General features: G+C 35.3%; 16 protein-coding genes. 3 read left to right on the top strand and 13 right to left on the bottom strand.

What is annotated here, in order from left to right; translation table 11 throughout:
* Window positions 1–30 precede the first annotated feature (30 nt).
* Window positions 31–417 (top strand): Co2+/Mg2+ efflux protein ApaG, encoded by a 387-nt coding sequence (gene apaG / locus AC0INN_RS07545; protein ID WP_194304229.1) that lies wholly within the window; start codon window positions 31–33, stop codon window positions 415–417.
* 2 nt (window positions 418–419) lie between these two features.
* Here the strand turns inward: apaG and AC0INN_RS07540 are convergent, their stop codons facing one another.
* Genes AC0INN_RS07540 through AC0INN_RS07530 form a run of 3 tightly spaced genes read right to left on the bottom strand, consistent with a single transcriptional unit; the run spans window position 420 to window position 2901 of the window.
* On the bottom strand, window positions 420–974 hold the full coding sequence (locus AC0INN_RS07540) for a 3'-5' exonuclease (protein ID WP_172278536.1): 555 nt from the start codon (window positions 972–974) through the stop codon (window positions 420–422).
* Between the two features lie 49 nt (window positions 975–1023).
* Window positions 1024–2010 carry a glycosyltransferase family 2 protein gene (locus AC0INN_RS07535; protein ID WP_273648207.1) on the bottom strand — a complete coding sequence of 329 codons (987 nt, stop codon included), beginning with the start codon at window positions 2008–2010 and terminating at the stop codon, window positions 1024–1026.
* A gap of 6 nt (window positions 2011–2016) precedes the next feature.
* Complete coding sequence (locus AC0INN_RS07530; protein ID WP_172278532.1) at window positions 2017–2901, bottom strand: lysophospholipid acyltransferase family protein; 885 nt, start codon at window positions 2899–2901, stop codon at window positions 2017–2019.
* 79 nt (window positions 2902–2980) lie between these two features.
* On the opposite strand from AC0INN_RS07530, the gene AC0INN_RS07525 reads away from it, so the two are divergent.
* Window positions 2981–3553: a thioredoxin family protein gene (locus AC0INN_RS07525; protein ID WP_172278530.1), complete on the top strand. Its 573-nt coding sequence runs from the start codon at window positions 2981–2983 to the stop codon at window positions 3551–3553.
* A gap of 32 nt (window positions 3554–3585) precedes the next feature.
* Here the strand turns inward: AC0INN_RS07525 and AC0INN_RS07520 are convergent, their stop codons facing one another.
* The 4 genes from AC0INN_RS07520 to AC0INN_RS07505 form a co-directional block, all read right to left on the bottom strand.
* Window positions 3586–4974 carry an aldehyde dehydrogenase gene (locus tag AC0INN_RS07520; protein ID WP_273648206.1) on the bottom strand — a complete coding sequence of 463 codons (1389 nt, stop codon included), beginning with the start codon at window positions 4972–4974 and terminating at the stop codon, window positions 3586–3588.
* A gap of 16 nt (window positions 4975–4990) precedes the next feature.
* A complete protein-coding gene (locus AC0INN_RS07515; RefSeq protein WP_306612544.1) occupies window positions 4991–6553 on the bottom strand; it encodes an MFS transporter in 1563 nt (520 codons plus the stop codon).
* 109 nt (window positions 6554–6662) lie between these two features.
* The gene (locus AC0INN_RS07510; protein WP_172278524.1) at window positions 6663–7709 is read right to left on the bottom strand and encodes an HlyD family secretion protein; all 1047 of its coding nucleotides are present in this window, start codon (window positions 7707–7709) and stop codon (window positions 6663–6665) included.
* A 4-nt stretch (window positions 7710–7713) separates the two neighbouring features.
* A complete protein-coding gene (locus AC0INN_RS07505; protein WP_306612542.1) occupies window positions 7714–9051 on the bottom strand; it encodes a TolC family protein in 1338 nt (445 codons plus the stop codon).
* Window positions 9052–9188: 137 nt separating this feature from the next.
* On the opposite strand from AC0INN_RS07505, the gene AC0INN_RS07500 reads away from it, so the two are divergent.
* Complete coding sequence (locus AC0INN_RS07500; RefSeq protein ID WP_172278522.1) at window positions 9189–9992, top strand: helix-turn-helix domain-containing protein; 804 nt, start codon at window positions 9189–9191, stop codon at window positions 9990–9992.
* Window positions 9993–10069: 77 nt separating this feature from the next.
* Here AC0INN_RS07500 and rplI read toward each other — a convergent pair whose 3' ends face one another.
* From rplI to AC0INN_RS07470, 6 genes are all read right to left on the bottom strand, one after another.
* Window positions 10070–10579 (bottom strand): 50S ribosomal protein L9, encoded by a 510-nt coding sequence (gene rplI, locus AC0INN_RS07495; RefSeq protein WP_172278520.1) that lies wholly within the window; start codon window positions 10577–10579, stop codon window positions 10070–10072.
* Window positions 10580–10759: 180 nt separating this feature from the next.
* Complete coding sequence (gene rpsR, locus AC0INN_RS07490) at window positions 10760–11062, bottom strand: 30S ribosomal protein S18 (RefSeq protein ID WP_007844708.1); 303 nt, start codon at window positions 11060–11062, stop codon at window positions 10760–10762.
* A 30-nt stretch (window positions 11063–11092) separates the two neighbouring features.
* Window positions 11093–11434 carry a 30S ribosomal protein S6 gene (gene rpsF, locus AC0INN_RS07485; RefSeq protein ID WP_172278518.1) on the bottom strand — a complete coding sequence of 114 codons (342 nt, stop codon included), beginning with the start codon at window positions 11432–11434 and terminating at the stop codon, window positions 11093–11095.
* Window positions 11435–11578: 144 nt separating this feature from the next.
* Window positions 11579–12937 carry a chloride channel protein gene (locus AC0INN_RS07480; RefSeq protein ID WP_273648202.1) on the bottom strand — a complete coding sequence of 453 codons (1359 nt, stop codon included), beginning with the start codon at window positions 12935–12937 and terminating at the stop codon, window positions 11579–11581.
* 236 nt (window positions 12938–13173) lie between these two features.
* Entirely contained in the window at window positions 13174–14484 is a 1311-nt protein-coding gene (locus tag AC0INN_RS07475) for a dihydrolipoamide acetyltransferase family protein (protein WP_172278514.1), read from the bottom strand.
* Between the two features lie 63 nt (window positions 14485–14547).
* The gene (locus AC0INN_RS07470) at window positions 14548–15375 is read right to left on the bottom strand and encodes an SAM hydrolase/SAM-dependent halogenase family protein (protein WP_273648201.1); all 828 of its coding nucleotides are present in this window, start codon (window positions 15373–15375) and stop codon (window positions 14548–14550) included.
* Between the last annotated feature and the right edge of the window lie 68 nt (window positions 15376–15443).

The following is a 15443-nucleotide window of genomic DNA, read 5'->3' as shown; positions in this document are numbered from 1 at the left end:
TTTTGTATTTATTTAAACAAATGTTAAGTGATGTTTTCAAAAATAACTTCTAATATCAAAGTTTCAGTCATACCTGAATATGATAGTAAAAACAGTTACCCCTCAGAAAACCGTTATGTTTTTAAGTATAATATAACCATAGAAAACGACGGTGGTTTTCCCATTAAGATTCTGAAAAGAAAATGGTTAATCTTCGATGTAGGTTTCGGATATACTGAGATCATCGGAGATGGGGTAATCGGATTGACTCCGGAGATCTCAACAGGTGAAAATTTCGGTTATTTCTCTAACGTAATGCTTCGTTCAGGAGTAGGGAATATGAGCGGAAAATACCTGGTTAAAAACATGGAAACTCAGGAAAGTTTTGAAATAGACATTCCTAAATTCAACCTGCTTTCAGAAGTATTGAGCAATTAGAATCAGAGTTGTTTGATTTTAGGCCGCAGGTAATCATAAATTTCTTCATTTGTACTTAGAAATAACTTTTCAAAGGCTAATAAAGAGATTTTAGCACAAGCTTCGGCATCATCTCCAGCCCTATGGTGATTAAGGCTGATCTGATGATATTCTGACAGATGTTTTAATCCATACCTAGGGAGATAATTCCAGGACTTTTTTGCCAGCTGAATACTGCATAAATAATTCAGTTTTGGTGTGAATATACCATAATGTTTAAGGCACCCTCTTAAGACCCCTGCATCAAAGCCTGCATTATGAGCAATCATAAGCGTTCCATACATCATTTCTTCCACTTCATACCAGATTTCATCAAAAGTAGGAGCATCCTTTACATCTTCTGGTTCTATACCGTGAACCGCAACATTAAATCGGCTAAAATAAGGAAAACTGGGTGGTTTAATAAGCCAGGTTTTGGTTTCAACAATCTTGGAATCCTGAACAATACAGACTCCAAGTTCACAAGCAGAGCTTCTGTCGTTGGTTGCCGTTTCAAAATCTATTGCACAAAAATCCATTTTTATTGATAATATGATAAGTTATGAATTATAATTGAAAAGCCAAAGCTTATGAAGACTTTTTACCTCCAATAAAGTGTTTGAATATAAGCCATTTACTTTGATAGAAAATATTCTTTTGATTTTTCTGACGGAGTTTCCAGGTTCCGTGAACCTGTGCATAAAAGCCAAAATGTGCTCTTACAACAGCCCAAAGATGAGGAAATCCATTTTTTAATCCAAAATAAATACCCGCTATACTGTCTAAGCAAAGTCTGAAAAAAATAAGCCAGATCAGTTTTGGGAAAGGAAGGTTCTTAAGCATCATGGAAAGGTTATTTCTGATATTCAAATAAGTCTTCTGCGGACTTTGCTTATTTAAAGTTCCTCCTCCTACATGATAAACAGTAGATTTCCCTGTATAGTATATTTTTTTTCCCGTGTTGATCAGCCTCCAGCATAAATCGATTTCTTCCTGATGGGCAAAGAATCTTTCGTCAAATCCATTTTGTTCCTGAAAATCCTTTGAACGGATAAAGAAACAACATCCCGATGCCCAAAATATTTCTGCTTCATCATTGTACTGTCCTTTGTCTTCTTCTACGTCATCAAAAACCCTTCCTCTGCAATATGGATATCCTAAATTATCTATTAATCCCCCGGCAGCACCTGCAAATTCAAAATGTTTTTTGTTCTGATAGGATAAAACCTTGGGTTGTATAGCTGCAATTTCAGGATCTCTTTCAAAGAGGTCAAGGACAGGGGTAATCCAGTTTTCCATTACTTCTACATCAGAATTAAGAAGGCAGTAATAGTCAGCCCTGATATTTTTCAATCCGACATTATATCCGCCCGCAAAGCCATAATTTCTGTCATTGTAAATAATCTTTACGGTCGGAAACTGTGATTTTAGATAATCGATGGAGTTATCTGTAGAAAGATTGTCAATAACATATATATCCGCATCAGCCGAGAAGCGGACAACGCCAGGAAGAAACTTTTCCAGCCAGTCCTTACCATTCCAGTTTAAAATAACAACTGCTAATTTTTTAGACATCCTGTATTATTCTTTTTCTGAATCAAAGTGTTTAATAGAGTCCTGATATTTCCACTTCCTGTGTGACCAAAGGTAGTTGTCGGGACGTTTATGAAGGGTGTTTTCCAGTAATTTATGAAACTTTTTTACTACCTCGTGCTCAACAAACTTTTCACTGTCCGGATAAATTCTATGGTAGTTTACCTGATAAAAACCACGTTTTACTTTTTTCATTTCACAGTAAATGAAAGCCAGGTCCATTCTTGTCGCCAACTTATCATATCCTATAAATACTGGGGTTCTCTGGTCCAGGAATTCCAATCCATAGTTGACATGAGAAACATGAGGTGTTTGATCGGCAACGAACATATAAATGGAGTCACCATCATTTTTACTCCTGAAAATATTGAGAATAACCTCATTGGCTTCCAACGCCTTATTTCCGAATTTATTCCGGACCTTTTTCATCTGGTTTTCCCAGAATTCACTGTTTACTTTGCGGTATACAGGATGGCAGTTTTTCTGGGGAACGATAGTGGCCAATGCATTGATCCATTCCCAGTTAAAAACATGTCCGGCCAATAAAATAACATTTTTACCTTCCTTTTGGACTTCATGAAATACATCCTGATTGATGTGCTGCATCCTTACCCTGGCCTCCGTTTGTGAAATACTAAAGGATTTTACAGTTTCTACCAGGTAGTCTGAAAAGTTACGATAGAATTTTTTTCTTATCTCTGCGATCTCTTTTTTTGATTTCAGGGGAAAAGACCTTGTTAGATTCTGGGTGATTACATTTTTTCTATAACCTACAATGTAGTAGTTTAAAAAGAAAATGATATCCGAAAAAATATATAATATTTTCAACGGGAGCTTAGAAATCAGGTATAGTATCTTGATCAGGAAATTCATAAAACATGCAAATTTAGTGATAATAAAAATATGGTTCTATTTTTGCTTGCAATAAGTATTATTTTTTTACTTTTATATTATGAAAAAATTATCAATAGCAGCTTTCCTGATCGCAGGTACTTTTGTTTTTTCACAGGAAACAAAGAGGACTGAGGATGTTAAGGATTCAAGAGATAAGGCATTAATTGTAAAGACTGATCATGCAGAACTGGATGCCAAAAGAAAAGCCGCTGAGGAGAAGGCTAAGTTACCGAAGCCATATGATCCGAAAGCGGATGCTCAGAAAGATATTAATAAACTGATTGCCCAGGCAAAAAAAGAAAATAAAAATATTATGATCCAGGCCGGTGGAAATTGGTGTATCTGGTGTTTACGCTTTAATCAGTTTGTACAAACCACACCTGAATTAAAAAATATTGTTGATAAGAATTATTTATACTATCACCTTAATTTCTCTCCGGACAACAAAAATGAAAAAGTGTTTGCCCAATATGGTAATCCGGGAGATAAATTCGGATATCCTGTGTTTATAGTTCTGGATAAAAATGGTAAAATGATTCATGTTCAGCAAAGTGATGTTCTGGAACAGGATAAAGGATATAATCTTGAAAAAGTAAAAGCATTTTTCAATGAATGGATACCTAAATCATAAATAAAAACCGGGAGTTTTCCCGGTTTTTTGTTTTATAAAAGTTTCTTAATCCATTTTAGTTTTTTATCAGAATATGGCGGATATTTTATATTAGGTTCACCCCATGTTACCCTTTCAAGGATCGATTTCTGATGTGAAAAAGTTTCAAACCCATATTTACCATGATAATGGCCAATTCCTGAATTTCCTACTCCCCCAAACGGCAGATGGTCGTTACTTAAATGCATTACCACATCATTGATACATCCTCCGCCAAAAGAGATCTTTTGCTTAAAAATTTCTTTTTCTTCTGGGTTATTCGTAAAGAGATAAGCAGCGAGAGGTTTCTCTAATTCTGTAATCGTATTGATCATTTGGTTATAGTGGGTGAATGAAATCACGGGCAGAATCGGACCAAAGATTTCTTCTTCCATGACAGGATCTTTCCATTCAATATCCGTTAGGATGGTTGGTTCTATATAAAGTTTTTCTTCACTATAATTACCTCCGAAATATACCTTATCCTTTTGGATCAATTGAATAAGCCTTTGAAAATTTCTTTGGTTAATGATTCTTGTGTATTGTTCTGATCCGGGTTCATATTTAAATTCTTTAATGTATTTCCGGAGCATTTCCAGAAACTGCTCTTTCACGGATTCTTCTATAACAAGGTAATCCGGAGCAACACAAGTTTGTCCTGCGTTTAAAAACTTACCCCAAACGATTCTTTTGGCTGAAACTTCAAGATTTGCTTCTTTAGTAATGACGACCGGTGATTTTCCTCCTAATTCTAAGGTTACTGGCGTCAGGTTTTCCGCAGCAGCTTTATAAACAATCTTTCCTACTTTGGTACTCCCTGTAAAAAATATTTTATCAAACCTGAGTTTCAAAAGATCTGTCGTTTCATTGATTCCACCTTTATAGACATAAACATATTCAGAAGGAAAGTTTTCATTGATAATTTTAGCCATTGCTTCCATTGTATTTTCGGCAATTTCACTTGGTTTAAGGATACAGCAGTTTCCTGCTGCTAAGGCGGCAACAAGTGGAGAAAGGGATAGTTGATAAGGGTAATTCCATGCACCAATTACAAGAATACATCCTAAAGGTTCAGGATAAATGAGACTTTTCCCGATCTGATTAACAAGGTTGGTTGAAACCTTTTGGGGTTTTGAAAGCGTTTTCAGATTTTTTATATAATAATCAATATCCTTTAGAACAAAAGATAACTCTGTAGTAAATGTATCAAATCTTGATTTTCCAAAATCTTTCTCTATTGCTTTATATAAGAGCTCCTCATTCTGTGTGATGATTTCTTTAAGCTTTTCAAGGTACATTTTCCTGAACTTTATACTTTTTGTTTTATGTGTTTTGAAAAATGCTTTCTGAGCTGATGAGATTTCCTGAATGTCCATGCTTTCAAATTTGGGGAAGCAATGCAAATTTTTTGCCTAAAAATTACATAATATTTCTGATTGCAATTTTAGCGGGATGATATAAAAGCAGTAAAAGTGCCGTAATAAATGCCAGCCAGAATAAGCCGGTAAATATTTCCATATTGGAAAGTAAAATAGCCTGTGATGTAATTTTTGCTTTAAACGCTCCGGCTGTCAATGATAAAGATTCATTCACCGGTAGCTTAGAGATATTTGCTCCGAAAATCTGTGTCCACTGCGAATAAAAAACAGGATTGGTATCTGTCATGTTATAGCTTAAGGCATCAGAATGTTTTAAGGTAAGAAAGAGCATTAAATTCTGCATTAAAGCATATCCTATAGCAGTCGTCCAGAATCGGGTAGTGGTTCCCATTGCCGTGCCATTTGCTACATAATCTTCCGGAAGCCCTGCTATTAAAAAGAAAACAAGAGGGGTGAATAAAAGCCCCTGGGCTATTCCCTGTAAAAATAACGGAGGGCAAATGGTAGAAAGTGTTGTATCGGGATAAAAAGTATATGTGAACCAGGCACAATCAATGGCCAGTAATAAAAACCCGGTAAAGAAGACCATTCTGGAGGAAATACCTTTCATTAAACAGATCCCGGATAATAAAACGCCAATAAGTGTTCCCGCCACATTCCAATACTGAACATCTACAATATAATCCCATGGCCATTTCCATACGGTAGCCATGATACTGTATACATTATTTAAAGCTGAACGGATCAGATAAAAAACAAAAAAAAGAACCATACCCGCAATAACATTTTTAGAATGGAAAACTTCAAAATGGAAAATTGGGCGTTTTGAATTTCTCTGTTTTAAAATAAATAATCCTCCGGATATTAAAAATATGAATAAGCATAAAATAATGATATGGGATTCAAACCACATAAGGCGTTTTCCATAGATAATAGCGTAAGCTCCCGCCTGCAAGCAGGTCCACAATAAAAACCAGCTGGTAATGTCAAGCTGATATAGTGGCTTTTTGGGAAAGAATCTGTTTTTGTTGAATAACGCAATTCCGATAATCAATACAAAAATGTGGAAATAAGCGATCATCAGAATCATATGCTGAAAATCGTAATCCTGAATGCTTGATTTTAATAATGAGGTGGTAACTGTTCCTCCGGTAAGCATTATGGTGTACATGAAAAGATAAGCAATTATTTTAGCATGAACAGTCTTCAATTCCGCTATAATAAGGGGTAAAAAAATAGCGCCTTCCAACAATCCGAATATCCCTTCCAGGAAGCGGATGACAAGAACAATATGATAATCATTGGTGACTGATAATACATACAGTATAATTACTGAAATAGAGGACATCAGCAAAATATAGTATTTTACGCTGAAATAGGCCATAAATCGCTGCAAAACTAAAAGGGTAACCACAAATGTCCCGTACATCAAAATCAATAAGTATTGGATATCATCTGGGTCCACATCCATAAAGGAAGCCGTGAAGGCACTATTGGAATGCAGGATAGACAATAACATCAGGTGGGGAAACAGCGCCAGAATAAGGAGCGGCAGTTTCAGCCATTGTGGTACCCATTTATAATAAACTGAATTATGTTGCATTTTTTTAACTTAGATAGTAGATTTGGAATTGCGGATAGTGGGGATTAAGGATGGATATAAGGTCTCAAATTCCTTTATGTCACCACATACATGCTGAATTTTTCGCTTTCTATAGTTTTTTAGCGCTGACCAGTACATTCATTCCTGAAAGTAATTTCTCATTGTCCTGGCCATTCTCTAAAATAATTTTTACTGGAAAACGCTGTTCTATTTTTACGAAATTTCCGGTTGCATTATCGGGCTTAACCAGAGAAAACTGAGAACCTGATGCAGGGGATACGGAAACTATCTTTCCTTTAAATTCAATATCCGGGAAAGCATCCGCTTCAATAATCACTTCCTGCTTCTGATCAATCTGCCCCAGTTGGGTTTCTTTATAATTGGCAATGATCCATTTTTCCTTACTGACGATCTGAACCAAAGCTTGTCCTTCTTTAATCAGCTGTCCTTCCTGAATCGTTTTTTTTCCGACCCAACCATCATAAGGGGCAGTAACTACCGTATACGAAAGAAACAATTTTGCATTACTGAGATTGGCGGAGCTTTGCTGAATCTGACTTTTTGCGGGAGCTACTTTGGTCTCTTGTTCATTAGCACCAGCTCTAATTGCTTTCTTTTGCTGTTCCAATGCCAGCAGATTGGCTTTAGCCTGATCATATGAAGCCTGTACATTTTCAAACTGTTGTTCGGTGGCAGCATCTTCAGCCAAAAGATTTTTGTATCTTTTATAATCCTGTTCCGTTCTCCATATATCAATTTTTGCTGAAGCTATTTTAGCATCGATGATTTTAGTATCACTTTCTTTAGTATTAACACCACTTTGGATGGTTGCAATATTTTCTGAATTTGCATGCAGGTTGGCTTCGGCCATTTTTACCTGGTTGATGAATTCCCGGTTGTCAATTACAATTAAAGTGTCTCCTTTATGGACAAACTGATTTTCATTAAACCGTATGTCTTTAATAAAGCCAGAAACTTTACTTGAAACCGGTGTAATGTATTGTTCTATTTGCGCATCATTTGTTGTTACATTCTTTCTGGAAAAAAGATAGAAACTTATCATCCCTGTAATTCCGCTTATGATGAGAATCCAAGCTAATAAAGTAATCGATTTGTTGATTCTTTCTTCTTTTTTAGTCAATTGCTTCTTAGTCATAGTTTTATAAGTTTCCGATAGTATATTGGAGTTGATAGTATTTTAATTGTCGGTTGATCTTCACAGAAATAAGATTGGATTGAGTTTCCAGATATGTATTATCAGCATCAATCAATTCGGTGATAAGGCTTAATTTATTTGCGTATTTTGTTTTAACGATCCGATAGTTTTCTTTTGCCTGATTAATAGCTTCCTCTGCTATTTTTACTTTTTGTTCAGTTTCTTCAAATTTTTTATACGCTTCATAAACTGAATGTTTTAAACTTTCTTCCTTCTCTTCAATCTGTAATTTGGCAAGGTCTACATTTTCCTTTGCTTCCTGCATCTTATATTTATTCTTATATAAGCTCTCTATAGGATAGGTTAGGTTTACCCCAATCATTCCTAAACGATAAGCATAAGGCTCAGGGGGAAAGAACATCATATTGGGATATTTTATGAAATATTCACCTCCGGCAGTAATCTTGGGAAGATAATTGGCTTTTACGATTTTTTGATCAAGCTCTTTTAAAGAGAGATTTTTCTTGGTGATTTCAACATATTCATTTTTAATTAAAGCTGTTTCGGTCAGCTCATTGATATACGGAATTTCTGCATTTTCAGAAATAAGATCTTCTGTTTCAGCATGCATTTCCTGAGTGTCCGGAAGAAATAAAATTGTTTTTAACTGGTGTTCCGCGATCTGAATGTCATTATCAAGTTCTGTCCAGCTCATTTTGTGATTAGAAAGTTGCAAAGATGTTCTTAGTACCTCATTAAAAGTAACTACTCCGTTTGCTTTTAAGGCTTTTACCTGTTTTATGTTTACAGAATCTTCCTTCATTTTTTCAGCAATAAGTTCTTGTTGTTCCTTTAAATGGTGAATCTGAAGAAAAGCGGTAATGATTTGCATTTTCAGTGATCTTTCATCCAGATGGGTTTGTAATTTCGAAATTTCAGTGTTTACAGATGATTTCTTCTCCGTATTTTTAATTCTTCCACCCATATATACCGGAATGGAAGCGGAAAGGGTAAAATCATACATCCCGTTAATAACATTATATCGGGTTGCTTTTCCCAAAATTCCGTTTTCATGCTGAAAAAGATCAGATACCTGAGTGTAGCTGGTATGAAATTCAATGTCCGGCAATCTTTCCATTTTAAGATCTTTCTCTTTTGTTTCAGACATGCTTTGTTTGAGGTGGCTGATCTGAATGTTTTTATTATTCTTCAGACCTAATTCTAATGCCTGTTGAAGGCTGAGATGTTGATAATCGATCACTTGTGAGTGTAGGGACATGCTTATCAATAATAAGCACAACGCAATCCAGTGATATCTGCGTGTGCTAAATATCATTTTCATAAATTAATTAAAGGTTTTTTGCTAAATTGATTTTGATAGTGCAAAGGTACGAGCAGTACGTCTAGACATGATTTGTTAAAGCAGAAAAAGATTTGCTCATTTACGCCAAATAGAAATATTCTCAGTACCTTTATCTCATGAATGATAGTCACTTTAAAGCGGTAGAGGAAGAAGACGCAGAATTTTATGTATATCATGTACTTACCGGTAATGTAAAAACAGATATCCATAATCACAGTTCTGCCCAATTGGTGTATGCAGAAGGCGGTATCGTACATATCTTTACTGAACTTAAGCACTGGTACCTTCCTGCGAGATGTTTTATGTGGATCCCTGCCGGAATCCCCCATTATATATTTACATCTAGCCCAAAAGTGGATTTATACAATTTTTACTTTAAAAAAGATGGAGATGAAAATGGCTTTTTTGATGAAATCAATATTTATTCTGTGAGTCATTTACTTCGGGAAATGATTTTATACACAAAAGAATGGGATGGGAAAATCACAAAAAATGACGGTTCTAAATATTATTTTCTCAAAGCACTTAAGGGAATTTTACCTGAAAAAAGAGATAAAAAATTAGCGTTTCCTGTACAGCATCCTTTCCCGGAAGATGAAACATTGCTAAAGGTAGCCAAATACATCCATGCCAACCTGGAGAAGAACCTTACCATTGAATCTACAGCAAAAGAATTTGGAATGAGTACAAGAACATTGTCCAGAAAATTTAAAGAGATTTTGGGCATGAATTACGTTCGTTTTTTAAGAGCTTTAAGAATAACCCGTTCATTGGAACTTATGCTTGAAGGGAAATACAATATGTACGAGATTGCAATGATGGTAGGGTATAACAGTCTGTCTTCCTTCAGTAATATCTTTAAAAAAGTAATTGGAATACCCCCGACAGAATATCTTCAGAAGTTGAGAGGAAATGAATAGGCAACAGATATCAGGGCATAAAAAAACCACTTCGAATGAAGTGGTTTATATGGTGTGAGAAATAAATTCTCTTTTTATTAAGCTTCTTCTTCAGTTTTAGCTTCTTCTTTTTTAGCCGCTGGAGCTGGAGCTACAACAGGAGCATCAGAAACAACGTCAAACTCGAAGTTGTACTCTACGTTTCTGTGTAATCTTACAACAGCAGTTACTTTACCAGTTCTCTTAATAGTGTTCCCTGGAATTTTGATGTATTTCTTCTCAACTTCAACACCAGCTTTTGCAAGAGCTGCAGAAAGGTCAGCATTGTTGATAGATCCGAATAGTTTATCACCAGATCCAACTTTAGCAGGAATAGTAATAGTAGTTTTTTTCAATTGCTCAACTACAGCGTTAGCAGCAGCAATTAATTTAGCTTCTTCTTCTTTTCTAGCTTCTAAAGTTGCTTCTAAAGTTGCTTTGTTTTTAGGAGTAGCTAAAAGTGCGTAACCTTGAGGAATCAAGAAGTTTCTTGCATAACCTGGTTTTACGTTTACTGTATCAAACTCAAGTCCTAAGTTTTCTACGTCTTTTTTTAGGATAATTTCCATTGTTGTTGTCCGTTTTTTAGTTCTAGAGAAAAGAACAAAGAAAAAAGAAAAAAGACTGGTGTCTTAGAAATTATTTCTTTCCTTTAATCTAAAAATCGTTAGAATTAATTATTTATTCAGCAACTTAAAAAAAGAGAAAAAGATCTCCATCTTTTCTCTTTCTTCTTGTTTCTTTATATCTTATTTTAATAAGTCAGCTACGTAAGGCATTAAAGCAAGGTGTCTTGCTCTTTTGATAGCAGCAGAAACTTTTCTTTGGTATTTTAAAGAAGTTCCAGTGTATCTTCTTGGTAAAATTTTACCCTGCTCGTTTACGAATTGTAATAAGAAATCAGCATCTTTATAATCTACATGCTTAATTCCGAATTTTTTGAATCTACAATATTTCTTTTCAGATTTTGTATTGATATCAAGTGGAGTAAGGAATTTTACTTCTGATTCTCCTCCAGCTGAGGCTTGTTTAGCCATTTCATCTATTGCCATGTCTTGTCTTTTTTAATAATGGGTTAATAATTAAGCTTTAGCTACTTTTACTTTAGTTCTTCTTGTTACAGCATAGTCAATAGCATGCTTGTCAAGTTTTGTAGTAAGGTAACGGATTACTCTTTCGTCACGTTTGAAAGCTAATTCTAAATCAGCAACGATAGTACCTTCTCCTTTAAACTCAATTAAAGTGTAGAATCCGTTCTTTTTTAATTGGATCGGATAAGCTAATTTTTTTAATCCCCAGTTCTCTTTAGCAACGATTTCGCAGTTTTTCTCTTTTAAAAGAGTTTCAAATTTTTTTACTGCTTCCTCCACCTGTGCGTCAGATAGAACGGGAGTTAAAATGAAAACAGTTTCGTAATTGTTCATAATGTTAAATGAATTTATTAATTATTTCGAGGTGCAAAAGTAGTGAAAGTATTTTAAGTATGCAACAGATACGGCAGATTTGTTTGTGTGGAACTGCTAAAGATAATAGTAGAAAGTCTGAGTTATAAATTATTTTTGATAGTATTAGACTTCTTCTTTGCTTCTTATTTCACTTAAAAAATTCATCTTTATCACGTCATAGAGTGAATGTCTGCTTACTAAAATAGAAGCAATAGACGATACCATTCCGGCCAGCATTAAATGGAATATTAATGAGTGCCTGTCAGTCATTTCAAGGACGATAATCGCCGATGTAAAAGGGGCTCTTGTAATTCCCGTAAGAAAAGCAACCATTCCCGCAAGAACGACAACATTCGTTTCGTTTTGGGTAAGATGAATCACTCCTGAAATGACGGAGCCAATACTTGCGCCTGCGGAGAGAGCAGGAGCAAAGATGCCGCCGGCTCCTCCTGATGTAAAGGATAAAGCCGGTCCCAGCATTCTTAAGATGGGCACATACCAGTCTTCATGCTTGTTTTTTGTGAAAAGAACTCTTTCCATAATTTCTTTACCGGATCCTAAGATCTCTCTGTTAATAAAATAAGCAATAGAAGCAATGATAAGCGCACAAATAACAAGAAATAAAATATTTGACTTATCCGTTTTCAGATTTTTCTTTTTCCACTTATTCATGGTAAGCATGATAACAGACAGCTGACTTGCGAGAATACCTGAAATACCCGCTACAAGCATGATCGGGAACATTACCATCAGCGAGACATCATGCGTTTTGGGATAACCAAGATATAAATAAGATCCTGCCAGGGTTTGCGCAGTTAAGCCTGCAATAATAACAGCTGTAAAAAGAGCTGTTTTAAAATAATTAATATGAGTTTTTGATAGTTCTTCCACCGCGAATACAATTCCCCCCAAAGGAGTATTGAAAGCTGCTGCAAGACCTGCGGCCGCACCTGTCATAATCATATTTTTTTTTGATATTTTCGGCCACCATTCGGGAAGATATTCGTTTACCTTTCTGAAAACAGAACCTGCGATCTGGATGGTTGGTCCTTCGCGTCCCACAGCACCACCCCCGATTACCAAAATGACAGAAGAAATAATTTTAAAGAATATGATTTTAAGACTCAAAAGGCTTCTGATCTTTTTGTGTTCCTTGGGATTAGCAAGCTCTACGGCAGCCATTACCTGTGGAATTCCGCTTCCTTTGGCATTCGGTGCAAATTCTTTTACCAGCCACCAGGACAAAACAAAACCAATGGGAGCAATAATGAAGATCATCCATGAATGCCAATTGAAAATGATATTTAAAAGACTTTCACCCCACGCAAATATTTTAGCATACATCACTGCAAAAAAACCCGTAATCACCGAACCAATCCAGAAAGGAATTGCCTGAAGCAAATTGTACTTCAGTTGTTCATTGCGGATATTATCAAAAGATTTTTTGAGACTTCTGCGGAGGTATATAAAAACTGAGTACATTTTATAGTCTTGTTTTACCTTGAAGAGCAGATATTGTTTTTATTCCTAAATAATAGTTGTAATTATTTAAGCCATAGGATAGCAAGAAGTTAACGTTATTGTATTTCAATTTCATCATTTAAAGTTTGTTTTAAAAATAATATTATTTAATCACAAATGCAATAATAAAAAACCTCCGAAATTCATTTCGAAGGTTTGTATCGTATAACAAGCAAAATTTATTGCTGCTTTAATTTCTAAATTTCTGTATTCAGATCCCAGTTTTGAAGGTAATCATGAACATGTTTTAAGAACATTCCTCCTAAAGAACCATCTACAACTCTATGGTCATAAGAGTGAGACATAAACATTAACTGGCGGATAGCGATTACATCACCGTCTTTAGTTTCAAGTACTGCCGGTTTTTTAACAATAGCACCGATGGCAAGGATAGCTACCTGCGGTTGAGGAATAATAGGGGTTCCCATTAAGTTTCCGAAGCTTCCTACATTGGAAATAGTGTAAGTAGCACCTTGAGTATCTTCAGGTCTTAATTTCTTGTTTCTGGCTCTATAAGCTAAATCATTAATCGCCTTTGCAAGTCCTGATAGTGAAAGCTGATCTGCATTTTTGATGACAGGAACGATAAGGTTTCCGTCCGGTAAAGCCGTTGCCATACCAATGTTGATATTTTTCTTTTTGATGATATTATCTCCATTTACAGAGACATTGATCATTGGATAATCCTGAATTGCTTTTACGATCGCTTTTACGAAAATCGGCATAAAGGTAAGTTTTTCACCTTCGCGTTTTTCGAACAGATCTTTATGCTTATTTCTCCATTTTACAACGTTGGTAACGTCTGTTTCAATGAAAGAAGTAACGTGAGGTGCAATGTGTTTTGCTTTTACCATATTTTCAGCAATGATTTTTCTCATTCTGTCCATTGGAATGATTTCATCACCAGCTGAAACTGATACAGGTGTTACAACAGGAGTTGTTGCAACCGGCTGTGGAGTAGAGGCAACTTGCTGAACAGGTGCTGTCTTTGGCTGGTTTCCTCTGTTATTAACAAATGCTAAAATATCTTCTTTGGTAATTCTTCCTTCTAAACCGCTTCCTTTAATAGATTTTAATTCAGATTCAGAAATGTTTTCTTGTTGTGCAATAGATTTTACAAGAGGCGATAAATAAAGATCTCCTGAGAATTCAACTGTTGAAGTTCCCGTTTTTAATGGTTCTTCAATCGTTTTTAAAGTTTCGGTATCAGGAGCTGATACCTGGGCTTCAGTGATCGTTTCTTCTGTAGCTGTATTTCCGCCTTCTCCTTCAATTTCTAAAATAGCAATGGCTTCACCAACTTTTGCAACTTCATCCTTTTGCTTTAAGATTTTCACAATTTTTCCCGAAACTGGTGTCGGAACATCTGAATCAACCTTATCTGTTGCAATTTCTACTACGGAATCATCTTCCTTTACCTGATCACCCTCATTGAATAACCAAGTGATAATTGTAGCTTCCATAACACCTTCTCCCATGGAAGGAAGCAATAATTTGTACTCTGCCATTTTTATTTTTTAGATTTTGACAAATATATAAAAAAAATCGGTTTTTTTACGGAATATATAATTTTACGAAAATTCTATATAAATATTCCCGCCTACATTCAGTCCAAATAAACTTCTTGCACCATTTTTCTTGCTTCCTTTATAGATAGTAAGTTCCAATAGTTGGCTGTCATTAAAAATGGCTGCGGATTGCCCATGGAATTCGGTTTCCCTGTTCCAGTCTGAAACAACTTCCGTGTGGCTGGAAAATACTTTTGAAAGACTTAAATTCCTGAATTTGATCGTGAAATTTTCATGTCCTTTTCCTGCGGCTTCAAAAAAATCTTTGTTGATATTTGAGATTATGTTTCCGAAATTATCAATATACATCACTTCCCCGATAATCATCTTTTCAGTCTCATTATAGACAGGTTTCGGGAATAGAAGTTCTTTTACACTTTTTATTTTCCGTCCGATTACTTCCGGAAGGCCACTGTTGGCTAAATGTACGGCAGCAGGAACGAAAATATCTGTGGAAGTGAAATTAATGATATCATCAAACCTGTTGTTCAGAGTAATTTCATAAATAGCCTCAGGTTTGATATCAAAAAAAACAAGGCTAAGTAAACCATTATCTGCAGCAAGAAAATAAGAACCATCTGCTTTATAAAGAATATTTTTTCTTGACTTGTGATAAAAACTGTCTACAGACAGAATATGAATAGTTCCTTTTGGAAAATGTTTATACGCGTTCCGTATGATATATGAAGTCTGGATAAGGTTATATGCCTGAATTTCGTGGGTAATATCAATAATATTAACCTCAGGATTTAAAGAAAGAATTTTGCCTTTCATAGCCGAAACCCTGTAATCTAAATTTCCGAAATCAGAAGTGAGTGTAATAATTGACATTTTTGTAGTTGTGGAATAATACTAGTCCTGCAAATTTATTTAAAATAAAGGAAAACTTCGTGCTTATA

This window comes from Chryseobacterium subflavum (genome assembly GCF_055762745.1).
The sequence above is the reverse complement of the archived record's forward strand: the minus strand, read 5'-3'. Positions and strand labels throughout refer to the sequence as shown.